The organism is Streptomyces sp. NPDC047853 (genome assembly GCF_043204535.1).
Taxonomy (GTDB): Bacteria; Actinomycetota; Actinomycetes; order Streptomycetales; family Streptomycetaceae; genus Streptomyces.
This window is the reverse complement of record NZ_JBIDCI010000013.1, coordinates 83,603-103,227: the sequence shown is the minus strand read 5'-3', so window position 1 is coordinate 103,227 and position 19,625 is coordinate 83,603. Positions and strand designations below refer to the sequence as shown.

Here is a 19,625-nt window from a genome sequence, read left to right as displayed (position 1 = left end):
GAGGCCAGTAAACCGATCTGTCTACTACGGGATGTGGTCGACGTGAACGTCCTGCTCTCGCTCGCCTTCGTACTGTGCTGGAGCTCCGGCTTCATCGGCGCCAAGCTCGGCGCGGGGACGGCGGACGTGTCCACGCTCCTGATGTGGCGCTTCGTACCGCTGGCCCTGGTCCTCGTGGCCGTCGCGGCCCTGTCGCGAGGGGCGTGGCGCGGGCTGACCCGCAGGGAGGCCGGCCGGCAGGTCGTCATCGGCGCGCTGTCGCAGAGCGGCTACCTCCTCAGCGTCTACTACGCCATCCAGCTCGGCGTCTCCAGCGGCACCACCGCCCTGATCGACGGCGTCCAGCCGCTCGTCGCCGGTGCGCTCGCCGGTCCCCTGCTGCGGCAGTACGTCTCGCGCCGGCAGTGGCTGGGTCTGTGGCTGGGGCTGGCCGGTGTCGCCACGGTGACGGTGGCCGACGCCGCGGCGGCGGGCGCGGACGTGGCCTGGTGGGCCTACGGCGTGCCCTTCCTCGGCATGCTGTCCCTGGTGGCGGCCACCTTCCTGGAGGGCCGCTCCCCCGCGCCGGCCGAGCCCCGGGTGGCGCTGACGATCCACTGCGTGACCAGCGCCGTCCTCTTCTCCGGCCTGGCGGGCGGCCTGGGTGCGGCCGCCCCGCCCGCCGACTCCTCGTTCTGGCTGGCGACCGCCTGGCTCGTGGTGCTGCCCACCTTCGGCGGCTACGGGCTGTACTGGCTGATCCTGCGCCGGTCCGGCATCACCGAGGTCAACACCCTCATGTTCCTCATGGCTCCGGTGACGGCCGTGTGGGGCGCCCTGATGTTCGGCGAGCCCTTCGGCGTGCAGACCGCCCTGGGTCTGGCCGTCGGCCTCGCGGCGGTCGTCGTCGTGCGCCGCGGGCGCACCCCGTCCGGGACCCGGGCCACCCGGTCCGCGGCCGATTATCCGGTCGTGGCCCGCGCCGGGAAGCGCTAACCTGCCCGGTGTGAACAGCCCCGAAGCCGACAGACTCCGGCCACCGGTCCTCCGGTGGCCGCTCGTGATGCCGGGCTGAGGGACGCGCCTCGCGCGTACCCGGGTCCTCGTCGTCGCACCGCCACCGGACGGCCGTCCGCCGTGTCGTGATCGATGTCGACTTCCGGGTGCGGAGTTCCTTCATGCCGTTCGCTCTTCTTCTCCTGGGCCTTGCCGTGTTCGCCCAGGGAACCTCCGAGTTCATGCTGTCCGGGCTGGTGCCGGACATCGCAAGGGATCTTCAGGTCACCGTGCCTGCGGCCGGGGCGCTGACCTCGGCCTTCGCGGTGGGGATGGTCGTCGGGGCGCCGCTGATGGCGGCCCTCGGCAGGCGGTGGTCGCGGCGGGGCGCCCTGCTGGGCTTCCTCTGCGTCTTCCTCGCCGTCCATGTCGTCGGTGCCCTCACCGGCAGCTTCCAGGTGCTGCTCGCCACCCGGGTGGTCGGAGCCCTGGCCAACGCCGGGTTCCTGGCCGTCGCCCTGGTGACCGCCGCCGACCTGGCCGAGCCCGGGGCCAAGGGCCGGGCCACGTCCACCCTGCTGGGCGGGGTCACCCTGGCCTGCGTGATCGGGGTGCCCGCGGGGGCGCTGCTCGGCCAGGTGTGGGGCTGGCGCTCCGCGTTCTGGGCGGTGGCGCTGCTGGCGGTGCCCGCGGTGGTGGCGGTGGCCCGGTCGGTGCCGGGCGGCGCCGCCGAGGCCACGCCTCCCCCGCTGCGGGGCGAGCTGAGGGCGCTGCGCGCTCCCCGGCTGCGGCTCACGTTGCTGCTGGCCGCGCTGGTCAACGGGGCGACCTTCTGCACGTTCACCTACCTGGCGCCGCTGGCCACCGAGGTCGGCGGGCTGGACGGCGGGTGGGTGCCCGGGGTGCTGGCGCTGTTCGGCGCGGGGTCCTTCCTCGGGGTGACCGTCGGCGGGCGGTTCGCCGACCGGCATCCGGTGCGGGTGCTGACGGCGGGCGGCGCCGCACTGTGCGCCGGGTGGTGCGCGCTCGCGCTCGGCGCCGGGAGCCCCGCTGTGGCGCTCGGGCTCGTGTTCCTGCTGGGCGCCCTGTCCTTCGGGGTCGGTTCCACGCTGATCTCCCAGGCGCTGTACGCGGCGCCGGACGCCCCCACGCTGGCCGGGGGCTTCGCGACGGCCGCGTTCAACGTGGGCGCGGCGCTGGGTCCCTGGGCCGGGGGCGCGGCGATAGGCGCGGGGTTCGGGTACCGGTCGCCGGTGTGGGTCAGCGCGGGGCTGGTCACCGGCGCCCTCGTCCTCGCCCTCGCGGTGTCGGTCGCCCCGGCCGCCCGCGCGTGGCGGACGGTGCGGGGCTGACCTCGGGCGGGCGGTGGCCGCACCGCCCGCCGTTCAGAAGCCGCCGCCCCCGCCGAAGTCCCCTCCGCCGCCGAAGCCGCCGCCCCCGCCGAAGTCACCGCCCCCGAAGCCGCCGCCGAAGTCGCCCGGGTCGAAGTCGCCGCCGGACACGTCACCGCCCTCGTGGCCGCCGAAGTCGCCGTAGCCGGCGCCGTAACCCGCTCCGTAGGCGGGGCCCGCCATCAGGCCGCCCAGCATGGTGCCGACCAGCAGGCCGGGCAGGATGCCGGCGCCGAAGTAGCCGCCCGCCCAGGGACCGTAGGCCGGACCGGCGTCCCAGTAGGGCCGGCGGCCGTACTCGGTGTCCACCTCGCGGATCATCGGGTCCCGGCCGTCGGACAGCCGGGCCCGGTCGGCCGCGCAGACCGGCACCTCGCGGGTGGCGCCGCCCGGCGGGGTCCAGGTGACGTCGGTGACCGAGGGGCCGTGGCGCGGGTCGAAGAAGCACGGCGGGCGGCGCTCGGGCAGCGGCTTCCCCTCCCGGCGGGCGGCGAGCCGGGCGAGGGAGAAGCGCCCGTCCTCCAGGGCCTGGGTGACCGCGCGCACGTCCTCCGGCCGCCGGGCGTCCGCCATGAAGGCCTTGGCCTTCTCGTAGGCGTCCAGGCTCTGTTCGTAGTCCGCGCGCATCGCGTCGTCGGCGCCCGGCTCGCCGGGGTGGAAGTCCAGGCGGTCGAGTTCCTCGCCGAAGGCGGTGATGTCCTCGTCGACCACGACCCGCAGCCGCTCCAGGGCCACGCGCTGCTCCTCCTCGCGGCGGCGCCGGTTGCGCCGGGCGATCGCGTAGGCGCCCGCACCGCCGGCCGCCACGACCGCGCCCGCGGTGATCAGCGCGCCGGTGGGGGCGGACCCGCCGCCGGAGTCCCAGGACGCCGGGGCCGAGCCGCGCACGCTGCGCAGCGCGTCGTCGACGAAGTCGTTCAGCTGGGCCTTGGTGTCGCCCGCGCCCTGCGCGGCCGTGACGAGGTTGTTCACGCCCTGGCGGCTCAGCACGCTGCTGTCGGCGCGCGCGTCGAACTCGTCGCCGAGCCGCACGCCGTACAGCCCGGTGATGCCGGTCTCGGTGCGGAGGTTCTGGAAGAGGTTCGCGGTCGGGTAGTCGGCCGGGAGGACCGCGACGAAGACGGGCTCGTTCGCGTCCTCGATCTTGTCGGCGAGCGCCTCCGCGTCCGACCGGGACAGCAGGTCGGACGCGGCCGGGTCCACGTAGACGGGACTCTCGCGCAGGGCCGCGCCGATCTCGGTGACGTCGGTGGCCGCCTGGGCACCGGGCGCACCGGCCATCAGCACCGCCAGCGCGGCGATGACCGGCGCGACCAGGAGGCGTATGAGGACACGAATGCGAACGCCCTTCATACGTTCGAAAGTACCCGAAACGACCTCAATAAGACATCAGAACGGGTGAGAGATGCCGGGCTCACTCGGCGGGCGTGACCCCCGCCCGCAGCAGCCCGTAGGTGTACGCGTCCTCCAGCGCCTGCCAGGAGGCGGCGATGACGTTCTCCGCGACGCCCACCGTGGACCACTCCCCCGTCCCGTCGCCCGTGGAGATGAGGACCCTGGTGGTGGACTGGGTGCCGTGCACGCCCTCCAGGATGCGGACCTTGTAGTCGACCAGGTCGAGCTTGGCCAGCTCCGGGTAGATACGCTCCAGGGCGACGCGCAGGGCGCGGTCCAGGGCGTTGACCGGCCCGTTGCCCTCCGCCGTGGCGACGATCCGCTCGCCCTTGGACCAGAGCTTCACCGTGGCCTCGTTGGCGTGGGTGCCGTCGGGGCGGTCCTCGGTGATCGCGCGCCAGGACTCGACCTCGAAGTACTTGAGCGGGCCGCCCTCGACCTCCGCGCGCAGCAGCAGCTCGAAGCTCGCGTCCGCCGCCTCGTACGTGTAGCCGGCCAGCTCGCGCTCCTTGACCCGCTCGACGACCCGGCCGACCAGCTCGCGGTCGCCGCCGAGGTCGATGCCGAGTTCCTTGCCCTTCAGCTCGATGGAGGCGCGGCCGGCCATGTCGGAGACCAGCATCCGCATGGTGTTGCCGACCAGCTCGGGGTCGATGTGCTGGTACAGGTCCGGGTCGACCTTGATCGCGGAGGCGTGCAGGCCCGCCTTGTGCGCGAAGGCCGACACGCCGACGTAGGGCTGGTGCGTGGAGGGGGTGAGGTTGACGACCTCGGCGATGGCGTGCGAGATCCTCGTCATCTCGCGCAGCCGGCCCTCGGGCAGCACCTTCTTGCCGTACTTCAGCTCCAGGGCGGCCACGACCGGGAAGAGGTTGGCGTTGCCGACGCGCTCGCCGTAGCCGTTGGCCGTGCACTGGACGTGGGTGGCGCCCGCGTCGACCGCGGCGAGGGTGTTGGCGACGGCGCAGCCGGTGTCGTCCTGGGCGTGGATGCCGAGCCGGGCTCCGGTGTCGGCCAGCACCGTGGAGACCACGGCCTGGATCTGCGCCGGGAGCATGCCGCCGTTGGTGTCGCACAGGATGACGACGTCGGCGCCCGCCTCGGCGGCGGCGCGGACGACGGCCTTGGCGTACTCGGGGTTGGCGCGGTAGCCGTCGAAGAAGTGCTCGCAGTCCACGAAGACGCGCCGGCCCTGCTCCTTCAGGTGGGAGACGGTGTCGGCGACCATCGCCAGGTTCTCGTCGAGCGTGGTGCGCAGCGCCAGCTCGACGTGCCGGTCGTGGGACTTGGCGACCAGGGTGATCACCTGGGCACCCGACTCCAGGAGCGCCTTGACCTGGTGGTCCTGGGCGGCGGTCGCACCGGCGCGACGGGTGGCGCCGAAGGCCACCAGCTGGGCGTGCTTGAAGTCGATCTCCTGCTGGGCCCGGGCGAAGAACTCGGTGTCCCGCGGGTTGGCGCCGGGCCAGCCGCCCTCGATGAAGCCCACGCCGAAGTCGTCCAGGTGCCGTGCGATGGCCAGCTTGTCCGCGACCGTGAGGTTGATGCCCTCGCGCTGCGCGCCGTCGCGCAGGGTGGTGTCGAAGACGTGGAACGAATCGTCGAGTTCGCTGGTTGCGGTCATGATCTGAAGACTCCTGTTGGGGATCTCGGTCTACCGGAATGACCGGTTCCACCGTCCGTCTATGATCCCTCGCGCTCTCTTCCCGGCTGGAGGTGGGCCAGGAAAACGAAAAACCTCTCGCGGGTGCGAGAGGTCTGCGCGCGGGTCGAGGACGACGGTGTCCACCCGTACCTGGTCGTACGCGGTGGTCACTGCGGACCGGCGCGCCTGCTGCCAATAATCATGGCGAACGAGAGCACGGGGGGAGTCTGGCACAGTCCGTCCCGCGGTTCACCGCCCGTCTCAGGATGCGGGCGGCGCCCGTCCGGCGAGCGGGCCGGACCCGGCTTCAGACGTCCGCGAGGAGACCGTCCGCCAGGAACTCCCGCACATGACGGAGGACCTGCGTCCGGTCCGTCCCCCGCAGCCCGATCGCCACGTGGATGGCGAGACCGTCGAGGAGGGCGCGCAGCCGGGACGCGAAGCGGTCGGCGTCGACGGGGCGGAACTCGCCGCGCGAGACGCCCTCGGCGAGCAGCGCGACCAGGTCGCGGTGCCAGGCGCCCTCGATGGCGGCCTGCCGGTCGCGGGCGTCGTCGTCCGCGTTCTGCGAGCGGTTCCACACCTCCAGCCAGAGCGTCCAGTGCGGGTCGCGGTGGCCTTCGGGGACGTACAGGTCGACGTAGGCGTCGAGGCGTTCGCGGGCCGTCCCGGGCCGGGTGAGCAGCCGGCCGCGGGCGACGCCCAGGCGGCCCTCGCTCCACTCCAGGGTGCGCAGCAGCAGTTCGTCCTTGGAGTGGAAGTAGTAGAGGAGGTGCCCGCTGCTCATGCCGACCTCACGGCCGAGCGCCGCCATGGTGAGTTTCTCCAGGCCGCGCTCGGCGATCATCTCCATGGCGGCCGCGAGGACGTCCTCGCGCGGCGGGGCGTTCTTCCGCGCACGCGCCGCACCGGCCATGGCTGACTCCTTCTAGATCCTCGGCTGCTGTTGCGTGATGCAGTGGATGCCTCCACCGCCCGCGAAGATCGTACGGGCGTCCACCAGGGTCACCGTGCGCTCGGGGAACAGACGGCGGAAGATGCCCGCCGCGAGTTCGTCGTTGGGGTCGTCGAAGCCGCACAGGACGACGCCGTCGTTGCACAGGTAGTGGTTGATGTACGAGTAGTCGACCCAGTCGCCCTCCTCGTCCTTCAGGACCGTCGGGGCGGGGATCTCGACGACCTCCAGGCGACGGCCCCGGGCGTCGGTCTGCCCCCGCAGGAGGTCCACGTACGTCCGGGAGCGGGCGTGGTCGGGGTGGGCGGGGTCGCGCTGGCTGTGCACGACGACGGTGCCCGGCCGCGCGAAGGCCGCGACGATGTCGACGTGGCCCTGGGTGCCGTACCTGCCGTAGTCGCCGGCCAGGCCGTGCGGGAGCCAGATCGCCTTGGTGGTGCCGAGCCTGGCGTGGATCTCGGTCTCGACCTCCTCGCGGGTCCAGCCGGGGTTGCGGCCGGAGCCGAGCTGGACGGTGTCGGTCAGCAGGACCGTCCCCTCGCCGTCGACGTGGATCGCGCCGCCCTCGTTGACCAGGGTGCTGCTCAGGACCGGGGCGCCGGCGAGGTCCGCGACATGGCGGGCGATCTTGGAGTCGTGCTCCCAGCGGGCCCAGTCCTGGGCGCCCCAGCCGTTGAACACCCAGTCCACGGCGGCCAGCCCGCCCCGCCCGTCCGTCACGAAGGTCGGGCCGATGTCCCGCATCCAGGCGTCGTCCAGTTCGCGCTCGACCAGGTCGACGTCCGGTCCCAGCAGTGCGCGCGCGGCGGCGCCCTGGCCGGGCCCGTGCACCACGGTCACCGGCTCGAAGCGGCGCACCGCGCGGGCGACGGACGCCCAGGCCGACCGGGCCTCGGCCAGCTCCTCGTCGTTCGTGAACGTCGGGTTGGGGCCGGGCCAGGCCATCCAGGTGCGTTCGTGCGGGGCCCACTCGGGGGGCATGCGGAAGGTCATGGAGGTGTCCTGGGGTCAGAGGAAGTACAGGCGGTTCAGGGAGACCGACTCGGCCGGTTCGGAGCGCAGCGGGTCGCCGTCGAGGGTGACCAGGCCGGTGCGCTGGTCGACGTCGACCTGTCCGGTACGCGAGTTGAGACGCAGGTCGGCCGGTCCGATGCCGCGGGTGCCGCGCACGGCGACCCGGCGGCGCCGGGTGGGCATCGTGTCGTGCCCCTGGTCCACGGCGGCCTGGGCGACGAAGGCCACGGAGATCTCGGCCGGGGTGGCGCCGTGCGCGCCGAACTGGGGGCCGAGGACCAGCGGTTCGCAGGTGTCGGTGGCCGCGTTCGGGTCGCCGACCACGCCGTAGGCCGGGAAGCCCGACTTGAGGACGAGCTGCGGCTTGGCTCCGAAGTACTCGGGGCGCCACAGGACGATGTCGGCGAGCTTGCCGACCTCCAGGGAGCCGACCTCGTGGGCCAGGCCGTGGGCGATGGCCGGGTTCAGGGTGAGCTTGGCGATGTAGCGCAGGACGCGCTCGTTGTCGTGGTCGGCGTCGGGGGCGCCGAACTCGGCCTTCATCTTGCCGGCCATGGCGAAGGTGCGGCGGACCGTCTCGCCGGCCCGGCCCATGCCCTGCGCGTCGGAGGAGGTGATGCCGATGGCCCCCAGGTCGTGCAGCACGTCCTCGGCACCCATGGTCCCGGCGCGGATGCGGTCGCGGGCCATGGCGGCGTCGCCCGGCAGCTCCGTCTTGAGGTCGTGGACGGAGACGATCATGCCGTAGTGCTCGGCGACCGCGTCCCGGCCGAAGGGCAGGGTGGGGTTGGTGGAGGAGCCGATGACGTTCGGGACCCCGGCCATCTTCAGCACGTTGGGGACGTGTCCGCCGCCGCAGCCCTCGATGTGGAAGGCGTGGATGGTGCGGCCCTCCAGGACGCGGAGGGTGTCCTCCACGGAGAGGCACTCGTTCAGCCCGTCGCTGTGCAGGGCGACCTGGACGTCGTGCTCCTCGGCGACGCGCAGCGCGGTGTCCAGGGCGCGGGTGTGGGCGCCCATGTCCTCGTGCACCTTGAAGCCGCTCGCGCCGCCCTCGGCCAGCGCCTCGATCAGCGGCGCCTCGTGCGAGGAGGAGCCCCGGCCCAGGAAGCCGATGTTGACCGGCCAGGCGTCGAAGGCCCCGAAGGCGTGCTTCAGCGCCCAGGGCGAGTTGACGCCGACGCCCCACACCGGGCCGAACTCCTGCCCGATGATCGTCGTCACGCCGGACGCGAGCGAGGCCTCCATGATGCGCGGGGAGAGCAGGTGGACATGGGTGTCCACGGCACCGGCGGTGGCGATCAGGCCCTCGCCGGACACGATGGACGTGCCCGTGCCGACGACGACGTCGACCCCGTCCAGGGTGTCCGGGTTGCCGGCCCGCCCGATGGCGTGGATGCGCCCCTCGCGGATGCCGATCGACACCTTCCGGATGCCCTGCGCCGCGTCGATCACGACGACGTTGCTGATCACGACGTCGCAGGTGTCCCGGACGGCGGCGGCCTTGAGGTGCAGTCCGTCACGGGCGGTCTTGCCGAAGCCGGCGAGGAACTCGTCGCCGTGACGCTGGGCGTCGGACTCGACGCGGATCACCAGGCCCGAGTCGCCGAGGCGGAGGCGGTCGCCGGCCCGGGGGCCGTGGGTGGCGGCGTAGGCGTGGGGGTCGATGTGGATCGACTCGCTGACCTCGCGTCCCTTCGAGCGGCTCATCGCCCGTCTCCTTCCGGTGCCCCCCGGGTGATTCCCAGATATCCGCAGGCCGCCGCCCGGCGCAGGGCCTCCGCCTTCGCCCCCGGCGCGTCCAGCGGCCCGTCGACCAGCCCGGCGAAGCCGATCGCGACGCGCCGTCCGCCGATGGGCACGAGACCGACCTCGGCGCTCTCCCCGGGTCCGAACCGCACCGACGAGCCGGCGGGGACGGCCAGGCGCATGCCGTAGGCCCGTTCGCGGTCGAAGTCCAGGCGGGGGTTGGCCTCGAAGAAGTGGAAGTGGGAGGTGACGGAGACGGGCACGCTCGCCGTGTTGGTGACCGGCAGGCGCAGCGCCGCCTCGGGTTCGGCGTGGTCCGGGCCCGGCAGCAGGGCACCCGGGCCCTCCGGGCCGAGCGCGCCGCCCCCGATCGGGTCGGAGACCACCGCGAGCCGGGACCCGTCGTCGAAGACGGCCTCCACGTGCACCTCGGTGACCACGTCCGCGACCCCGGGCAGCACGTCGTCGGCGCCGAGCACGGACCGGGCGCGCTCGACGGCCTCGGCGAGGCGCGCGCCGTCCCGGGCGGCCTCGCACACCGTGTCCGCGATCAGCGCGGTCGCTTCCGGCACGTTCAGCCTGAGCCCTCGGGCGCGGCGGGCCCGGGCCAGCTCGGCCGCCCCGAAGAGCAGCAGCCGGTCACGTTCCGTGGGGGTCAGTCTCACGACGCGGCACCTCCTTGCCTTCCACAGGTTAGAGCATCACTCTAAACGTCGAGTACGTGCAACGGAACCGTTGACGGACACCGGAGTCAGGCGTCACATTGAACGTCGCTCAAACAGCCCGGGCAGCCGTCGAAGGAGACCAGCCATGCCGATCGAACAGCACGGAGTCGACACCATCCCCGAGGAGGAACGCACCAGCGGGCCGCGGGACCTCGTCTCGATCCTGCTCGGCTCCAACCTCTGCCTCGGCGTGATCGTCTTCGGCTGGCTCCCGCCCTCCTTCGGCCTGGGCTGGTGGGCGTCGGTCGGTGCCGTGCTGGCGGGCACGGTCGTCGGCACCCTGTTCACCGCCCCGCTGGCCCTGGTCTCCCTGCGGACCGGCACCAACCTGTCGACGTCGTCGGGCGCCCAGTTCGGGGTGCGCGGGCGACTGGTCGGCTCGGTGGTCGGCCTGCTCCTCGCCCTCGGCTACACGGCGCTGACCGTGTGGATCGGCGGGGACGTGATGATGGGCGTCCTCGGCCGGCTCTTCGGTTTGCCGCAGGGCGGGGCCGCGTACGCCGTCGTGTACGGGCTGCTCGCCGCGGCCACGGTGGCGGGCGCGGTCTACGGCTACCGGGTGCTGCTCGCGATGTCCAAGGTGCTGGCGTACGGCATGACCGCCCTGCTGGTGCTGGGCGTGATCGCCTACGCCCCCGACTTCACCACCGCCGCGCTGCCGGAGACGGGCGGCTACCTGCTGGGCGGGTTCTGGCCGACGTGGCTGCTCGCGGTCGTGGCCGCCGGGCTGTCCGGGCCGATCGCCTTCATCACCCTGCTCGGCGACTACACCCGCTACATCTCGCCGGCCCGCTTCACCTCCCGCCGGGTGCTGCAGGCGACCTGGCTGGGGCTGATGCTGGGGCTGCTGGTGCCGCAGCTCTTCGGCACCTTCACCTCGTACGCGGCCCGCGCCGCGTTGGACTACGCGGGGCCGCTGGTCGACGCGGCGCCCACCTGGTACCTGGTCCCGCTGCTGCTGGCCGCCTCCGCGGGCTCGGTCGGCAACGCGGGCCTGATGCTGTACTCCATGGGCCTGGACCTGGACGCCATCCTGCCGCGCGCCTCCCGCGCCCGGGCGACCTGTGCCGTCGCCGTCGTCGCCACGGCGTGCGTCTTCGCCGGGCACTACGCCTGGGACGCGCAGTCGGCGATGACGTCGTTCGTGCTGCTGCTGACGGCGATCGGCACCCCGTGGGCGGTGATCACGATGATCGGCTTCGTCCGCTGCGGCGGGGAGTACGACGCCGAAGCGCTCCAGGTCTTCAACCGCCGGGCCCGGGGCGGCGCCTACTGGTACCGCGCGGGCTGGAACGTCCCGGCCACGGCGGCCTGGGCGGCGGGCGCGGTCGTCGGTGTGCTGGCGGTGTCACTGCCGTCGTACGAGGGTCCGCTGCTGTCGCTGACCGGCGGGGTGGACTGCAGCTTCCTGCTGTCGGGGCTGGTGGGCGGAGGGGTGTACCTGCTCGCCGTTCCCGGTGCCGCCGTGGCGACGGCACCGGTGGCGGAGGGCGCGGGGGCCGCGGCCGGAGGACCGGCGGCCGGTCCGGGAGGCGGGCCCGCCTAGCGCCCGGGGGGAGCGGGGACGCCCGTACGAGCCGGCGCGCCCCGCCCTCGCCCCCTCCTACGCCGCCGGCGCCGGTGCCGGTGTCAGGCCAGGCGGTGCATCCAGCCGTGCTTGTCCTCCGCGGTACCCCGCTGGATGTCCAGCAGGGCGTCCCGCAGCCGCTGCGTGACCTCACCGGTCTCGCCCCCGCTCTGCTGCCACTGCGCACCGGCGCGCTTGACGGTGCCGACCGGCGTGATCACGGCCGCCGTGCCACAGGCGAAGACCTCGGTGAGGGAGCCGTTCTCCGAGTCGCGCTGCCACTGCTCGACCGAGACGCGGCCCTCCTCGGCCTCGTACCCCAGGTCGCGGGCGACGGTGAGCAGGGAGTCACGGGTGACGCCCTCCAGGATGGAGCCGGTGAGGGACGGGGTGACGATCTTGTCCCCGTACACGAAGTACAGGTTCATGCCGCCGAGCTCCTCGACCCACCGGTGCTCGACCGCGTCCAGGTAGCAGACCTGGTCGCAGCCCTGGGTGGCGGCCTCGGCCTGGGCGAGCAGGGACGCGGCGTAGTTGCCGCCGGTCTTGGCGTCGCCCATGCCGCCGGGGACGGCGCGGACGCGGTCCTCGGAGACCCAGATGGAGACGGGCTTGACGCCGCCCGGGAAGTACGCGCCGGCCGGGGAGGCGATGACCAGGAACAGGTACTCGTTGGCCGGCTTCACGCCCAGGCCGACCTCGGTCGCGATCATGAAGGGGCGCAGGTAGAGGGACTCCTCGCCGCCGTGCGCCGGCACCCACTTCTCGTCCTGCCGCACCAGCGCGTCGCACGCCTCGATGAAGGTCTCCACCGGCAGCTCCGGCATGCCCAGGCGGCGCGACGAGGCCTGGAAGCGCTGCGCGTTCTTCTCCGGCCGGAAGGTGGCGACGGAACCGTCGGGGCGGCGGTAGGCCTTCAGTCCCTCGAAGATCTCCTGCGCGTAGTGCAGGACCATGGTGGCCGGGTCGAGGGCGAGCGGGCCGTACGGGACGAGCTGTCCGTCGTGCCAGCCGCGGCCCTCGGTCCACTTGATCGTCACCATGTGGTCGGTGAAGTGGCGGCCGAACCCGGGGGCGGACAGGATCGCCGCGCGCTCGGCGTCGGAGAGCGGGGTGGCGGAGGGCTTGAGCTCGATCGTGGGCGTCGTCATGGGTTGATGTCCTTCACCGGTTTGATTGTGACGGGCCGCTGTCACGCCCGTACGGCCGGTGGCCGGTGCTAGGACGTCCGAGCATTCCCTCAGGTCGCGGCTTCGCGTTCGATTATCGCGCGCGAGCGGCGACGGGTGAAACGGGGTGAATGCGGCCCAGGGCTCGATGGTCGCACCTGGCGGACACAGGAGAAAGCCGCCGGGTGCCTTGTTTCTGGACCCGGCGGCTTCGAAAGGGTTTCGATCGAGTGGCGCGGCGGGTCAGCCGGCTACTCGTACGGCGAGGGCGTCACCGATCTCCGACGTGGAGCGGGCGGGCTTGCCGGCGCGCTCGCCGAGGTCGGCGGAGACCGCCTCCTCGATGCGGGTCGCCTCGGCCTCGTGACCGAGGTGGCGCAGCAGCAGGGCGACGGACAGGACCGTGGCGGTGGGGTCGGCCTTGCCCTGGCCGGCGATGTCGGGCGCGGAGCCGTGGACCGGCTCGAACATCGAGGGGAAGTCGCCCGAGGGGTTGATGTTCCCGCTCGCGGCGACGCCGATGCCGCCGGAGACGGCCGCGGCGAGGTCGGTGATGATGTCGCCGAACAGGTTGTCGGTGACGATGACGTCGAAGCGGCCGGGGTCGGTGACGAGGTAGATCGTCGCGGCGTCGACGTGGATGTAGTCGGTGGTGACCTCGGGGTACTCCTCGGCCACCTGGTTGAAGACGTTCGTCCACAGGTGGCCCGCGAAGGTCAGCACGTTGTTCTTGTGGACCAGCGTGAGCTTCTTGCGGGGGCGTGCCTGGGCGCGGGCGAAGGCGTCGCGGACGACGCGCTCGACGCCGAAGGCGGTGTTGACGGAGACCTCGGTGGCGACCTCGTGCTCGGTGCCCTTGCGGATGGTGCCGCCGTTGCCCGTGTACGGGCCTTCGGTGCCCTCGCGGACGACGACGAAGTCGATCTCCGGCTGGCCGGCGAGCGGGGTGGCGACACCCGGCAGCAGCTTGGAGGGCCGCAGGTTGACGTGGTGGTCGAAGGCGAAGCGGAGCTTGAGCAGGAAACCGCGCTCCAGCACGCCCGACGGCACCGAGGGGTCGCCGATCGCGCCGAGGAGGATCGCGTCGTGGCCCTTGAGGGCGTCGAGGTCGGCGTCGGTGAGGGTCTCACCGGTGGCGTGGTAGCGCCGGGCGCCGAAGTCGAACTCCTTGGTCTCCAGCTTCACATCCTGCGGGAGGACGGCGGAGAGGACCTTGAGACCCTCGGCCACGACCTCCTGGCCGATGCCGTCACCGGGAATCACTGCGAGATTGAGGATGCGAGAGCTAGCCGACATGCGCAGCACCCTACTCCCCGTCCCACGGGATGACATGCGGCGTCCGGCATGCGGACACCGCGGCCGTCCTCCCCCGTAGGACCCTCATCGGGCTCCCGCCGGGCTCCCGTCGCGCCCGCTCAGTGGCCGGTGGAGCCGCCGTTGTCCCGGCGGTCGAGGGCACGCTGGAGGGCGGCAGCGGCGTTCTTGCGGTCGGAGTCGGCGGTACGGGAGAGGTGGCGGACTCGGCGGCGGACGGTGGTCTCGGCCATGGGAATCGGCTCCTTCGGCACAGCACACACGGGTGCGGAGAAAGGGGGATCGCGAGAGGCCGGAAGGGGCGGGGAGCACGGTCCGCAGGGGTTGCCTGCACGGGGCCCGGCTCACGACCGCCATCCGCTCGATCGAGCGGGACGTTCGGCTCCTACCAAGCTAAGGGAGCGCGGAGCGTCTGTCTCCACAATTACTCGGACTTCCTACTATCTGAGACGGTGGAGTGGATCACACCCCTCCGACCTGCGGTGATACCTACAGCACCTCCCCGTCCCGCCAGTCGAAGAGCAGTCCGTGCGCGGGGTCCAGGAGGCCCGTGAGGGCAGGCCGGACGTAGGTGCCGCCCTCCTCCTCCGGCAGGTGCACGGCGCCCTCCGGGCCGAGGGCCGAGACCCGGCCGGTCCACTGCCGCCAGCCCCGGCCGGTGTAGAGGCGGGCCCCTTCGTCACTGGCGGAGAGCATCCCGGCGTCGTACGCCCGGTCGACGATCCGCTCCAGCTCGGCCATCACCCGCCCGCCGAGCCCGGTGCGGCGGACGTCGGGGCGGACGGCGACGGCCTCCACGTAGCCGACGCGCAGCCAGCGGTCGCGGTGCCGGACCCGGCGCATGACGACGGCGCCGTGCGCGGCGAGCCCGGCGTCGTCGAGGACGAGCGCGTGCATGCCGCCGAGGGCGTGCTCCCAGTCCGCGTCGGTGAAGTCGCCGTCGAAGGCGAGGTCCATGAGGGCGCGGGCGGCGCGCAGTTCCCCGGGCGCGAGGTCGGCGGTGTGGGCGCTGCGCAGGAGGGTGCCGGGAGCGGTCATGGGCCCAGTATCCGGCGGCCGGACACGCGGACGGGCCAGGTCCGGGGAGGACCTGGCCCGTGCGGCGCGGGGTGGGCGTCAGCCCATGTGCGGGTACGCGTAGTCGGTCGGGGCGACCAGCGTCTCCTTGATGGCGCGGGTCAGGGTCCAGCGCATCAGGTTCTGCGGGGCGCCGGCCTTGTCGTTGGTGCCGGAGGCGCGACCGCCGCCGAAGGGCTGCTGGCCGACCACGGCACCGGTCGACTTGTCGTTGATGTAGAAGTTGCCGGCCGCGTAGCGCAGCTTCTCCATCGTGTACGCCGCCGCCGCACGGTCGTTGGAGATGACCGAGCCGGTGAGGGCGTAGTCCGACACCGACTCCATCTGGGTCAGCATCTCGTCGTACCGGTCGTCCTCGTAGACGTGGACGGCGAGGAACGGGCCGAAGTACTCGGTGCGGAAGACCTCGTTCTCCGGGTCGGTGCACTCGACGACGGTCGGGCGGACGAAGTAGCCGACCGAGTCGTCGTAGGAGCCGCCCGCGACGATCGTGCAGGTCTCGTCGGCCTTGGCGCGGTCGATGGCGGCCTTGTTCTTGGCGAAGGACCGCTCGTCGATGACGGCGCCCATGAAGTTCGACAGGTCGGTGACGTCACCCATGGTGAGGTAGTCGACCTCGGCGGCGAACTCCTCCTTGAAGCCGTCGTTCCAGATGGACGCCGGGATGTACGCGCGGGAGGTGGCGCTGCACTTCTGGCCCTGGTACTCGAAGGCACCGCGGGTCAGCGCGGTCTTGAGGACGGCGCGGTCGGCCGAGGGGTGGGCGACCAGGAAGTCCTTGCCGCCGGTCTCGCCCACCAGACGCGGGTAGGTGCGGTACTTCGCGATGTTGTTGCCGACCGTCTTCCACAGGTGCTGGAAGGTGGGGGTCGAGCCGGTGAAGTGGATGCCCGCGAGGTCCCGGTGCTCCAGCGCGACCTCGGAGACCGCGATGCCGTCGCCGGTGACGAGGTTGATGACGCCCTTGGGCAGCCCGGCCTCCTCCAGCAGCTGCATCAGCAGCACGGCGGCGTGGGTCTGCGTCGGGGACGGCTTCCAGACCACCACGTTGCCCATGAGGGCCGGAGCGGTGGGCAGGTTGGCCGCGATCGCGCTGAAGTTGAAGGGCGTGATCGCGTAGACGAAGCCCTCCAGCGGACGGTGGTCCATGCGGTTCCACACGCCCGGGGAGTTGGCCGGGGGCTGCTCGGCCAGGATCTGGCGGGCGTAGTGCACGTTGAAGCGCCAGAAGTCGACCAGCTCGCAGGGGCTGTCGATCTCGGCCTGCTGGGCCGTCTTGGACTGGCCGAGCATGGTGGAGGCGGCGATGGTCTCGCGCCACGGGCCGGACAGCAGCTCGGCGGCGCGCAGGATGATCGCCGCGCGGTCGTCGAAGGACATCGCGCGCCACGCCGGGGCGGCGGCCAGGGCGGCGTCGATCGCGTCCTGGGCGTCCTGCTGGGTGGCGTTCGCGTAGGTGCCCAGGCGGGCCTTGTGGTTGTGCGGCTGCACGACGTCGAAGCGGTCGCCGCCGCCCATCCGCTTCTCGCCGCCGATGGTGCAGGGCAGGTCGATCGGGTTGTCGGCCAGCTCGCGGAGCTTGGCCTCCAGACGGGCGCGCTCGGGCGAACCGGGGGCGTAGCCGTGCACCGGCTCGTTGACGGGCGTGGGGACCTGGGTCACAGCGTCCATGGGTTCCGTAACTCCTTGACTTCAGCGGGTTTTGCGAGCGGGTGCGGGCTCAGCCCTTGGTGACCATCGAGCGGGCGAAGAACCGGAGGTTGGCCGGCTTCTCCGCCAGACGGCGCATGAAGTAGCCGTACCAGTCGGTGCCGTAGGCGGTGTACACGCGCATGCGGTGCCCCTCGGCGGCGAGCCGCAGGTGCTCGTCACCGCGGATGCCGTAGAGCATCTGGAACTCGTACTCGTCGAGCTTGCGCCCGGCGGTACGGGCCAGCTCCTGGGCGATGGAGATCAGGCGCGGGTCGTGGGACCCGATCATCGGGTAGCCCGCGCCCTCCATCAGGGTCCGCAGGACGCGCACGTACGCCTTGTCGATCTCGTGGCGCTGCTGGTAGGCGACTTCGGCGGGCTCCTTGTAGGCGCCCTTCACCAACCGTACGCGAGAGCCGCTGTCGGCGAGCCGGCGCGCGTCGGCCTCCGTGCGGAAGAGGTAGGCCTGGATGACGCAGCCGGTCTGCGGGAAGTCCTTCCGCAGCTCGTCGTGGATCGCGAACATCGAGTCGAGGGTGGTGTGGTCCTCGGCGTCGAGGGTGACCGTGGTGCCGATCTCGGCGGCGGCCTCGACCACCGGGCGGACGTTCTCCAGGGCCAGCTCGTGGCCGCCGTCCAGCGCCTGGCCGAACATCGACAGCTTCACCGACATCTCGGCGCGGGTGCCCAGCTCCAGCGGCTTCAGCCGGTCGATCAGCTCCAGGTAGGCGTCGCGGGCGGCCTCGGCCTGTGCGGGGGTGGTGATGTCCTCGCCGACGACGTCCATCGTCAGTTCCAGGCCCTGGTCGGTGAGGTCCCGGACGATCGGCACGATCTCGTCGACCGTCTCGCCGGGGATGAACCGGTCGACGACCGGCTTGGTCACCGGCGCGGCCGAGACCAGACGACGCATCCGGTCGCTGCGCGACGCGGCGAGAATCACGGGACCCAGCACGGGGCACCTCCACTTACCAACCAACACGAGGCCGCTGCCCGACGAACGGGGGACGGCACGGAGAACCACCGTGAAATCTAAGGATCCCCCCGATCGTCGGCCATCGACAGCTGTCACGCATCCGTGCCACCGATCTCAGACAGATGTATGAAGGGCGCGCGCACATGCGGCAGAATGTCCGGGTGGCGTCGGATTCCAGAGGTTCGGGAGGTACCAGTGGTGACTACCAGGAGCTGGTCGACGAGATCTCCGAGCTGCTGGGCGCGCCGGCGACCCTGGAGAACCGCGACTTCGAACTGATCGCCTTCGGCGCGTACGACAGCGAGGGCGACCTCGATCCGTCCGCCCTGGACCCGGTGCGCACCCGCTCGATCCTGACCCGGCGCTCCACCGCGGCCGTCCGGGCCTGGTTCGAGGGCTTCGGCATCACCCGCGCGACCGGGCCGGTCCACATCCCGCCGACGCCGGAGGCGGGGGTCAACCGGGGGCGCACCTGCCTCCCGGTACGCCATCGGGGCGTCGTCCTCGGTTATGTCTGGCTCCTGGACACCGAACCGGGGCCGACCTCGACGCAACTGGCGGCCGCGATGGCGGTCACCACCCGGATCGGCGCGCTGCTCGCGGACGAGGCGCAGCACGGCGCGGACCTGAGCCGCGAGCTGCGGGCGGTGCTGACCGCCGAGCGCGACTGGCAGCGGGACATGGCCGTGGCGGAGCTGCGCACCGCTCTGGGGGACCGCGCGCACCCTCCGCACGCGGTGGTGTGCGTGGCCCCCTGGCCCTCGGCCGATCCCGACGACGCGCCCTCGGTCCGCACGGTGCCGGGGGCGACGGCACTGTGCACGGTGCCGTGGGGGACGTCGGGCCAGTCGCTGGCACTGCTGGTCCGGCTGCGCTCGGTGGACGTGCCGACCCCGGCGACCTCGGCGGCGGGGCGCCTGCTGGAGCGGGCGCGGGGTGCGGGTGCGACCGGCGCCGCGGCGGCTGCCGCGGGGGTCTCCGCGCCGCGCACGGGGCTGGCCGAACTGGGCGCCGCCTGGCGCGAGGCGTCGGCCGCGGCCCGGGCGGCCCGCGCCGAGGGCCGGTTCGGGCCGGTCGCCGAGTGGACCTCCATCGGCGCGTTCCGCCTGCTGACCGCGCTGCCCGGGCACGCCGCGCAGGACCCCGCCGTACGGGTGCTGCTGGCCCCCGCCCACGGCGAACTGGCCCGCACCGCCGAGGTCTACCTCGACTGCGCGGGACAGGCCGGCCGCACCGCCGCCGAGCTGGGCATCCACCGCCAGACCCTGTACTACCGCCTGTCCCGCGTGGAACAGCTCACGGGCCTGGACCTGGACGACGGGGAGGACCGGCTGCTGCTGCACATGGCGCTCAAGGCGTACCGCCTGTAGCGGCCTCGATCACCCGGCGCAGGCCCTCGGTGAGCTGCTCCGCCTCGGGGGCGGACCGCGGGTCGAAGGTCCACTGCGCGATGAGACCCGTCATCAGAGTCACGTAGAACGCCCCGAGGGTGTCCGCCGTCTCGTCGGAGACGTCCTCCTCCCGCCCTCCCATGAGCGACGGGATGAGGCCGCGTCCGGCCTCCCGCTGGGCCCGCGCCAGGTGGTCGCGCACCTCGGGCATCCGGTCGCCCATGACCAGGATCTCCATGCTGAGGTGCCAGATCGACCCCGGGCCCCGCATGGTCCGGATGATGTTGGTCCACACCACCTGGAACCGCTCCGTCGAGCCGGGCGCGGTCTCCTCCAGCGCGGCCCGGTCCCCCTCGAAGGCGTCGCCCATCCCCTCGACCAGCGAGACGTAGGCCTGGGCGAGCAGCGCGTCCTTCGAGCCGTAGTGGTAGCCGATGGACGCCAGGTTGGTCCCCGACTCCTTGACGACGTCCCGCGCGGTCGTGCGCGCGAAGCCCTTCTTCAGCAGGCAGCGCTTGGCGCCTTCCAGCAGATCCTCGCGGTGTCCCATGACGCCACCCTACCCGCCGATCCATACGACCGTCCTACAC

At 72.6% G+C, this 19,625-nt stretch carries 17 protein-coding genes; 4 read left to right on the top strand and 13 right to left on the bottom strand.

From position 1 onward, the window contains the following. Positions 1-42 precede the first annotated feature (42 nt). Entirely contained in the window at positions 43-975 is a 933-nt protein-coding gene (locus ACGF5T_RS23840; protein ID WP_356610561.1) for a DMT family transporter, read from the top strand. Positions 976-1,157: 182 nt separating this feature from the next. Continuing rightward, entirely contained in the window at positions 1,158-2,327 is a 1,170-nt protein-coding gene (locus ACGF5T_RS23835; RefSeq protein WP_366767337.1) for a Cmx/CmrA family chloramphenicol efflux MFS transporter, read from the top strand. 33 nt (positions 2,328-2,360) lie between these two features. Here the strand turns inward: ACGF5T_RS23835 and ACGF5T_RS23830 are convergent, their stop codons facing one another. The 6 genes from ACGF5T_RS23830 to ureA form a co-directional block, all read right to left on the bottom strand. Beyond that, positions 2,361-3,719, bottom strand: a complete 1,359-nt coding sequence (locus ACGF5T_RS23830; RefSeq protein ID WP_366767336.1) for a hypothetical protein — start codon at positions 3,717-3,719, stop codon at positions 2,361-2,363. A gap of 61 nt (positions 3,720-3,780) precedes the next feature. Continuing rightward, positions 3,781-5,385 carry a citramalate synthase gene (gene cimA, locus ACGF5T_RS23825; RefSeq protein ID WP_356610523.1) on the bottom strand — a complete coding sequence of 535 codons (1,605 nt, stop codon included), beginning with the start codon at positions 5,383-5,385 and terminating at the stop codon, positions 3,781-3,783. A gap of 328 nt (positions 5,386-5,713) precedes the next feature. Next, positions 5,714-6,322, bottom strand: coding sequence for a TetR/AcrR family transcriptional regulator (locus ACGF5T_RS23820; protein WP_356610522.1), 609 nt, complete (start codon positions 6,320-6,322; stop codon positions 5,714-5,716). 12 nt (positions 6,323-6,334) lie between these two features. Further along, complete coding sequence (locus ACGF5T_RS23815) at positions 6,335-7,354, bottom strand: agmatine deiminase family protein (protein WP_356610521.1); 1,020 nt, start codon at positions 7,352-7,354, stop codon at positions 6,335-6,337. 15 nt (positions 7,355-7,369) lie between these two features. Continuing rightward, positions 7,370-9,085: an urease subunit alpha gene (locus ACGF5T_RS23810; protein WP_361013048.1), complete on the bottom strand. Its 1,716-nt coding sequence runs from the start codon at positions 9,083-9,085 to the stop codon at positions 7,370-7,372. Continuing rightward, complete coding sequence (gene ureA, locus ACGF5T_RS23805) at positions 9,082-9,789, bottom strand: urease subunit gamma (protein WP_356610519.1); 708 nt, start codon at positions 9,787-9,789, stop codon at positions 9,082-9,084. The genes ACGF5T_RS23810 and ureA overlap by 4 nt, the downstream gene beginning before the upstream one ends. Before the next feature lie 145 nt (positions 9,790-9,934). Here ureA and ACGF5T_RS23800 point away from each other — a divergent pair, with 145 nt between their 5' ends. Beyond that, positions 9,935-11,395 (top strand): cytosine permease, encoded by a 1,461-nt coding sequence (locus ACGF5T_RS23800; RefSeq protein ID WP_366767335.1) that lies wholly within the window; start codon positions 9,935-9,937, stop codon positions 11,393-11,395. Between the two features lie 83 nt (positions 11,396-11,478). Here the strand turns inward: ACGF5T_RS23800 and ACGF5T_RS23795 are convergent, their stop codons facing one another. The 6 genes from ACGF5T_RS23795 to ACGF5T_RS23770 form a co-directional block, all read right to left on the bottom strand. Beyond that, positions 11,479-12,567, bottom strand: a complete 1,089-nt coding sequence (locus ACGF5T_RS23795) for a branched-chain amino acid aminotransferase (RefSeq protein ID WP_356610517.1) — start codon at positions 12,565-12,567, stop codon at positions 11,479-11,481. Between the two features lie 261 nt (positions 12,568-12,828). Next, positions 12,829-13,881: a 3-isopropylmalate dehydrogenase gene (locus tag ACGF5T_RS23790; protein WP_356610516.1), complete on the bottom strand. Its 1,053-nt coding sequence runs from the start codon at positions 13,879-13,881 to the stop codon at positions 12,829-12,831. 119 nt (positions 13,882-14,000) lie between these two features. Further along, positions 14,001-14,132, bottom strand: coding sequence for a hypothetical protein (locus tag ACGF5T_RS23785; protein ID WP_079030417.1), 132 nt, complete (start codon positions 14,130-14,132; stop codon positions 14,001-14,003). A gap of 256 nt (positions 14,133-14,388) precedes the next feature. Further along, on the bottom strand, positions 14,389-14,937 hold the full coding sequence (locus ACGF5T_RS23780) for a GNAT family N-acetyltransferase (RefSeq protein WP_356610515.1): 549 nt from the start codon (positions 14,935-14,937) through the stop codon (positions 14,389-14,391). A gap of 78 nt (positions 14,938-15,015) precedes the next feature. After that, positions 15,016-16,647 carry an L-glutamate gamma-semialdehyde dehydrogenase gene (gene pruA, locus ACGF5T_RS23775; RefSeq protein ID WP_366767334.1) on the bottom strand — a complete coding sequence of 544 codons (1,632 nt, stop codon included), beginning with the start codon at positions 16,645-16,647 and terminating at the stop codon, positions 15,016-15,018. A 49-nt stretch (positions 16,648-16,696) separates the two neighbouring features. Next, positions 16,697-17,623: a proline dehydrogenase family protein gene (locus ACGF5T_RS23770; protein ID WP_366767333.1), complete on the bottom strand. Its 927-nt coding sequence runs from the start codon at positions 17,621-17,623 to the stop codon at positions 16,697-16,699. A gap of 164 nt (positions 17,624-17,787) precedes the next feature. Between ACGF5T_RS23770 and ACGF5T_RS23765 the strand changes: the two genes are divergently transcribed. Further along, positions 17,788-19,014, top strand: a complete 1,227-nt coding sequence (locus ACGF5T_RS23765; protein ID WP_366767332.1) for a helix-turn-helix domain-containing protein — start codon at positions 17,788-17,790, stop codon at positions 19,012-19,014. On the opposite strand, the gene ACGF5T_RS23760 is transcribed toward ACGF5T_RS23765, so the two are convergent. Then, positions 18,995-19,585, bottom strand: coding sequence for a TetR/AcrR family transcriptional regulator (locus ACGF5T_RS23760; protein ID WP_366767331.1), 591 nt, complete (start codon positions 19,583-19,585; stop codon positions 18,995-18,997). The genes ACGF5T_RS23765 and ACGF5T_RS23760 overlap by 20 nt on opposite strands. Between the last annotated feature and the right edge of the window lie 40 nt (positions 19,586-19,625).

What these genes read in the sequence shown, in the direction of transcription:
- ACGF5T_RS23795 (WP_356610517.1), bottom strand. Translation starts at nt 12,567, where the DNA reads ATGACGACGCCCACGATCGAGCTCAAGCCCTCCGCCACCCCGCTCTCC.
- ACGF5T_RS23785 (WP_079030417.1), bottom strand. Translation starts at nt 14,132, where the DNA reads ATGGCCGAGACCACCGTCCGCCGCCGAGTCCGCCACCTCTCCCGTACC.
- ACGF5T_RS23820 (WP_356610522.1), bottom strand. Translation starts at nt 6,322, where the DNA reads ATGGCCGGTGCGGCGCGTGCGCGGAAGAACGCCCCGCCGCGCGAGGAC.
- ACGF5T_RS23780 (WP_356610515.1), bottom strand. Translation starts at nt 14,937, where the DNA reads ATGACCGCTCCCGGCACCCTCCTGCGCAGCGCCCACACCGCCGACCTC.
- cimA (WP_356610523.1), bottom strand. Translation starts at nt 5,385, where the DNA reads ATGACCGCAACCAGCGAACTCGACGATTCGTTCCACGTCTTCGACACC.
- ACGF5T_RS23800 (WP_366767335.1), top strand. Translation starts at nt 9,935, where the DNA reads ATGCCGATCGAACAGCACGGAGTCGACACCATCCCCGAGGAGGAACGC.
- pruA (WP_366767334.1), bottom strand. Translation starts at nt 16,647, where the DNA reads ATGGACGCTGTGACCCAGGTCCCCACGCCCGTCAACGAGCCGGTGCAC.
- ACGF5T_RS23815 (WP_356610521.1), bottom strand. Translation starts at nt 7,354, where the DNA reads ATGACCTTCCGCATGCCCCCCGAGTGGGCCCCGCACGAACGCACCTGG.
- ACGF5T_RS23790 (WP_356610516.1), bottom strand. Translation starts at nt 13,881, where the DNA reads ATGTCGGCTAGCTCTCGCATCCTCAATCTCGCAGTGATTCCCGGTGAC.
- ACGF5T_RS23810 (WP_361013048.1), bottom strand. Translation starts at nt 9,085, where the DNA reads ATGAGCCGCTCGAAGGGACGCGAGGTCAGCGAGTCGATCCACATCGAC.
- ACGF5T_RS23835 (WP_366767337.1), top strand. Translation starts at nt 1,158, where the DNA reads ATGCCGTTCGCTCTTCTTCTCCTGGGCCTTGCCGTGTTCGCCCAGGGA.
- ACGF5T_RS23765 (WP_366767332.1), top strand. Translation starts at nt 17,788, where the DNA reads ATGCGGCAGAATGTCCGGGTGGCGTCGGATTCCAGAGGTTCGGGAGGT.
- ACGF5T_RS23830 (WP_366767336.1), bottom strand. Translation starts at nt 3,719, where the DNA reads ATGAAGGGCGTTCGCATTCGTGTCCTCATACGCCTCCTGGTCGCGCCG.
- ACGF5T_RS23760 (WP_366767331.1), bottom strand. Translation starts at nt 19,585, where the DNA reads ATGGGACACCGCGAGGATCTGCTGGAAGGCGCCAAGCGCTGCCTGCTG.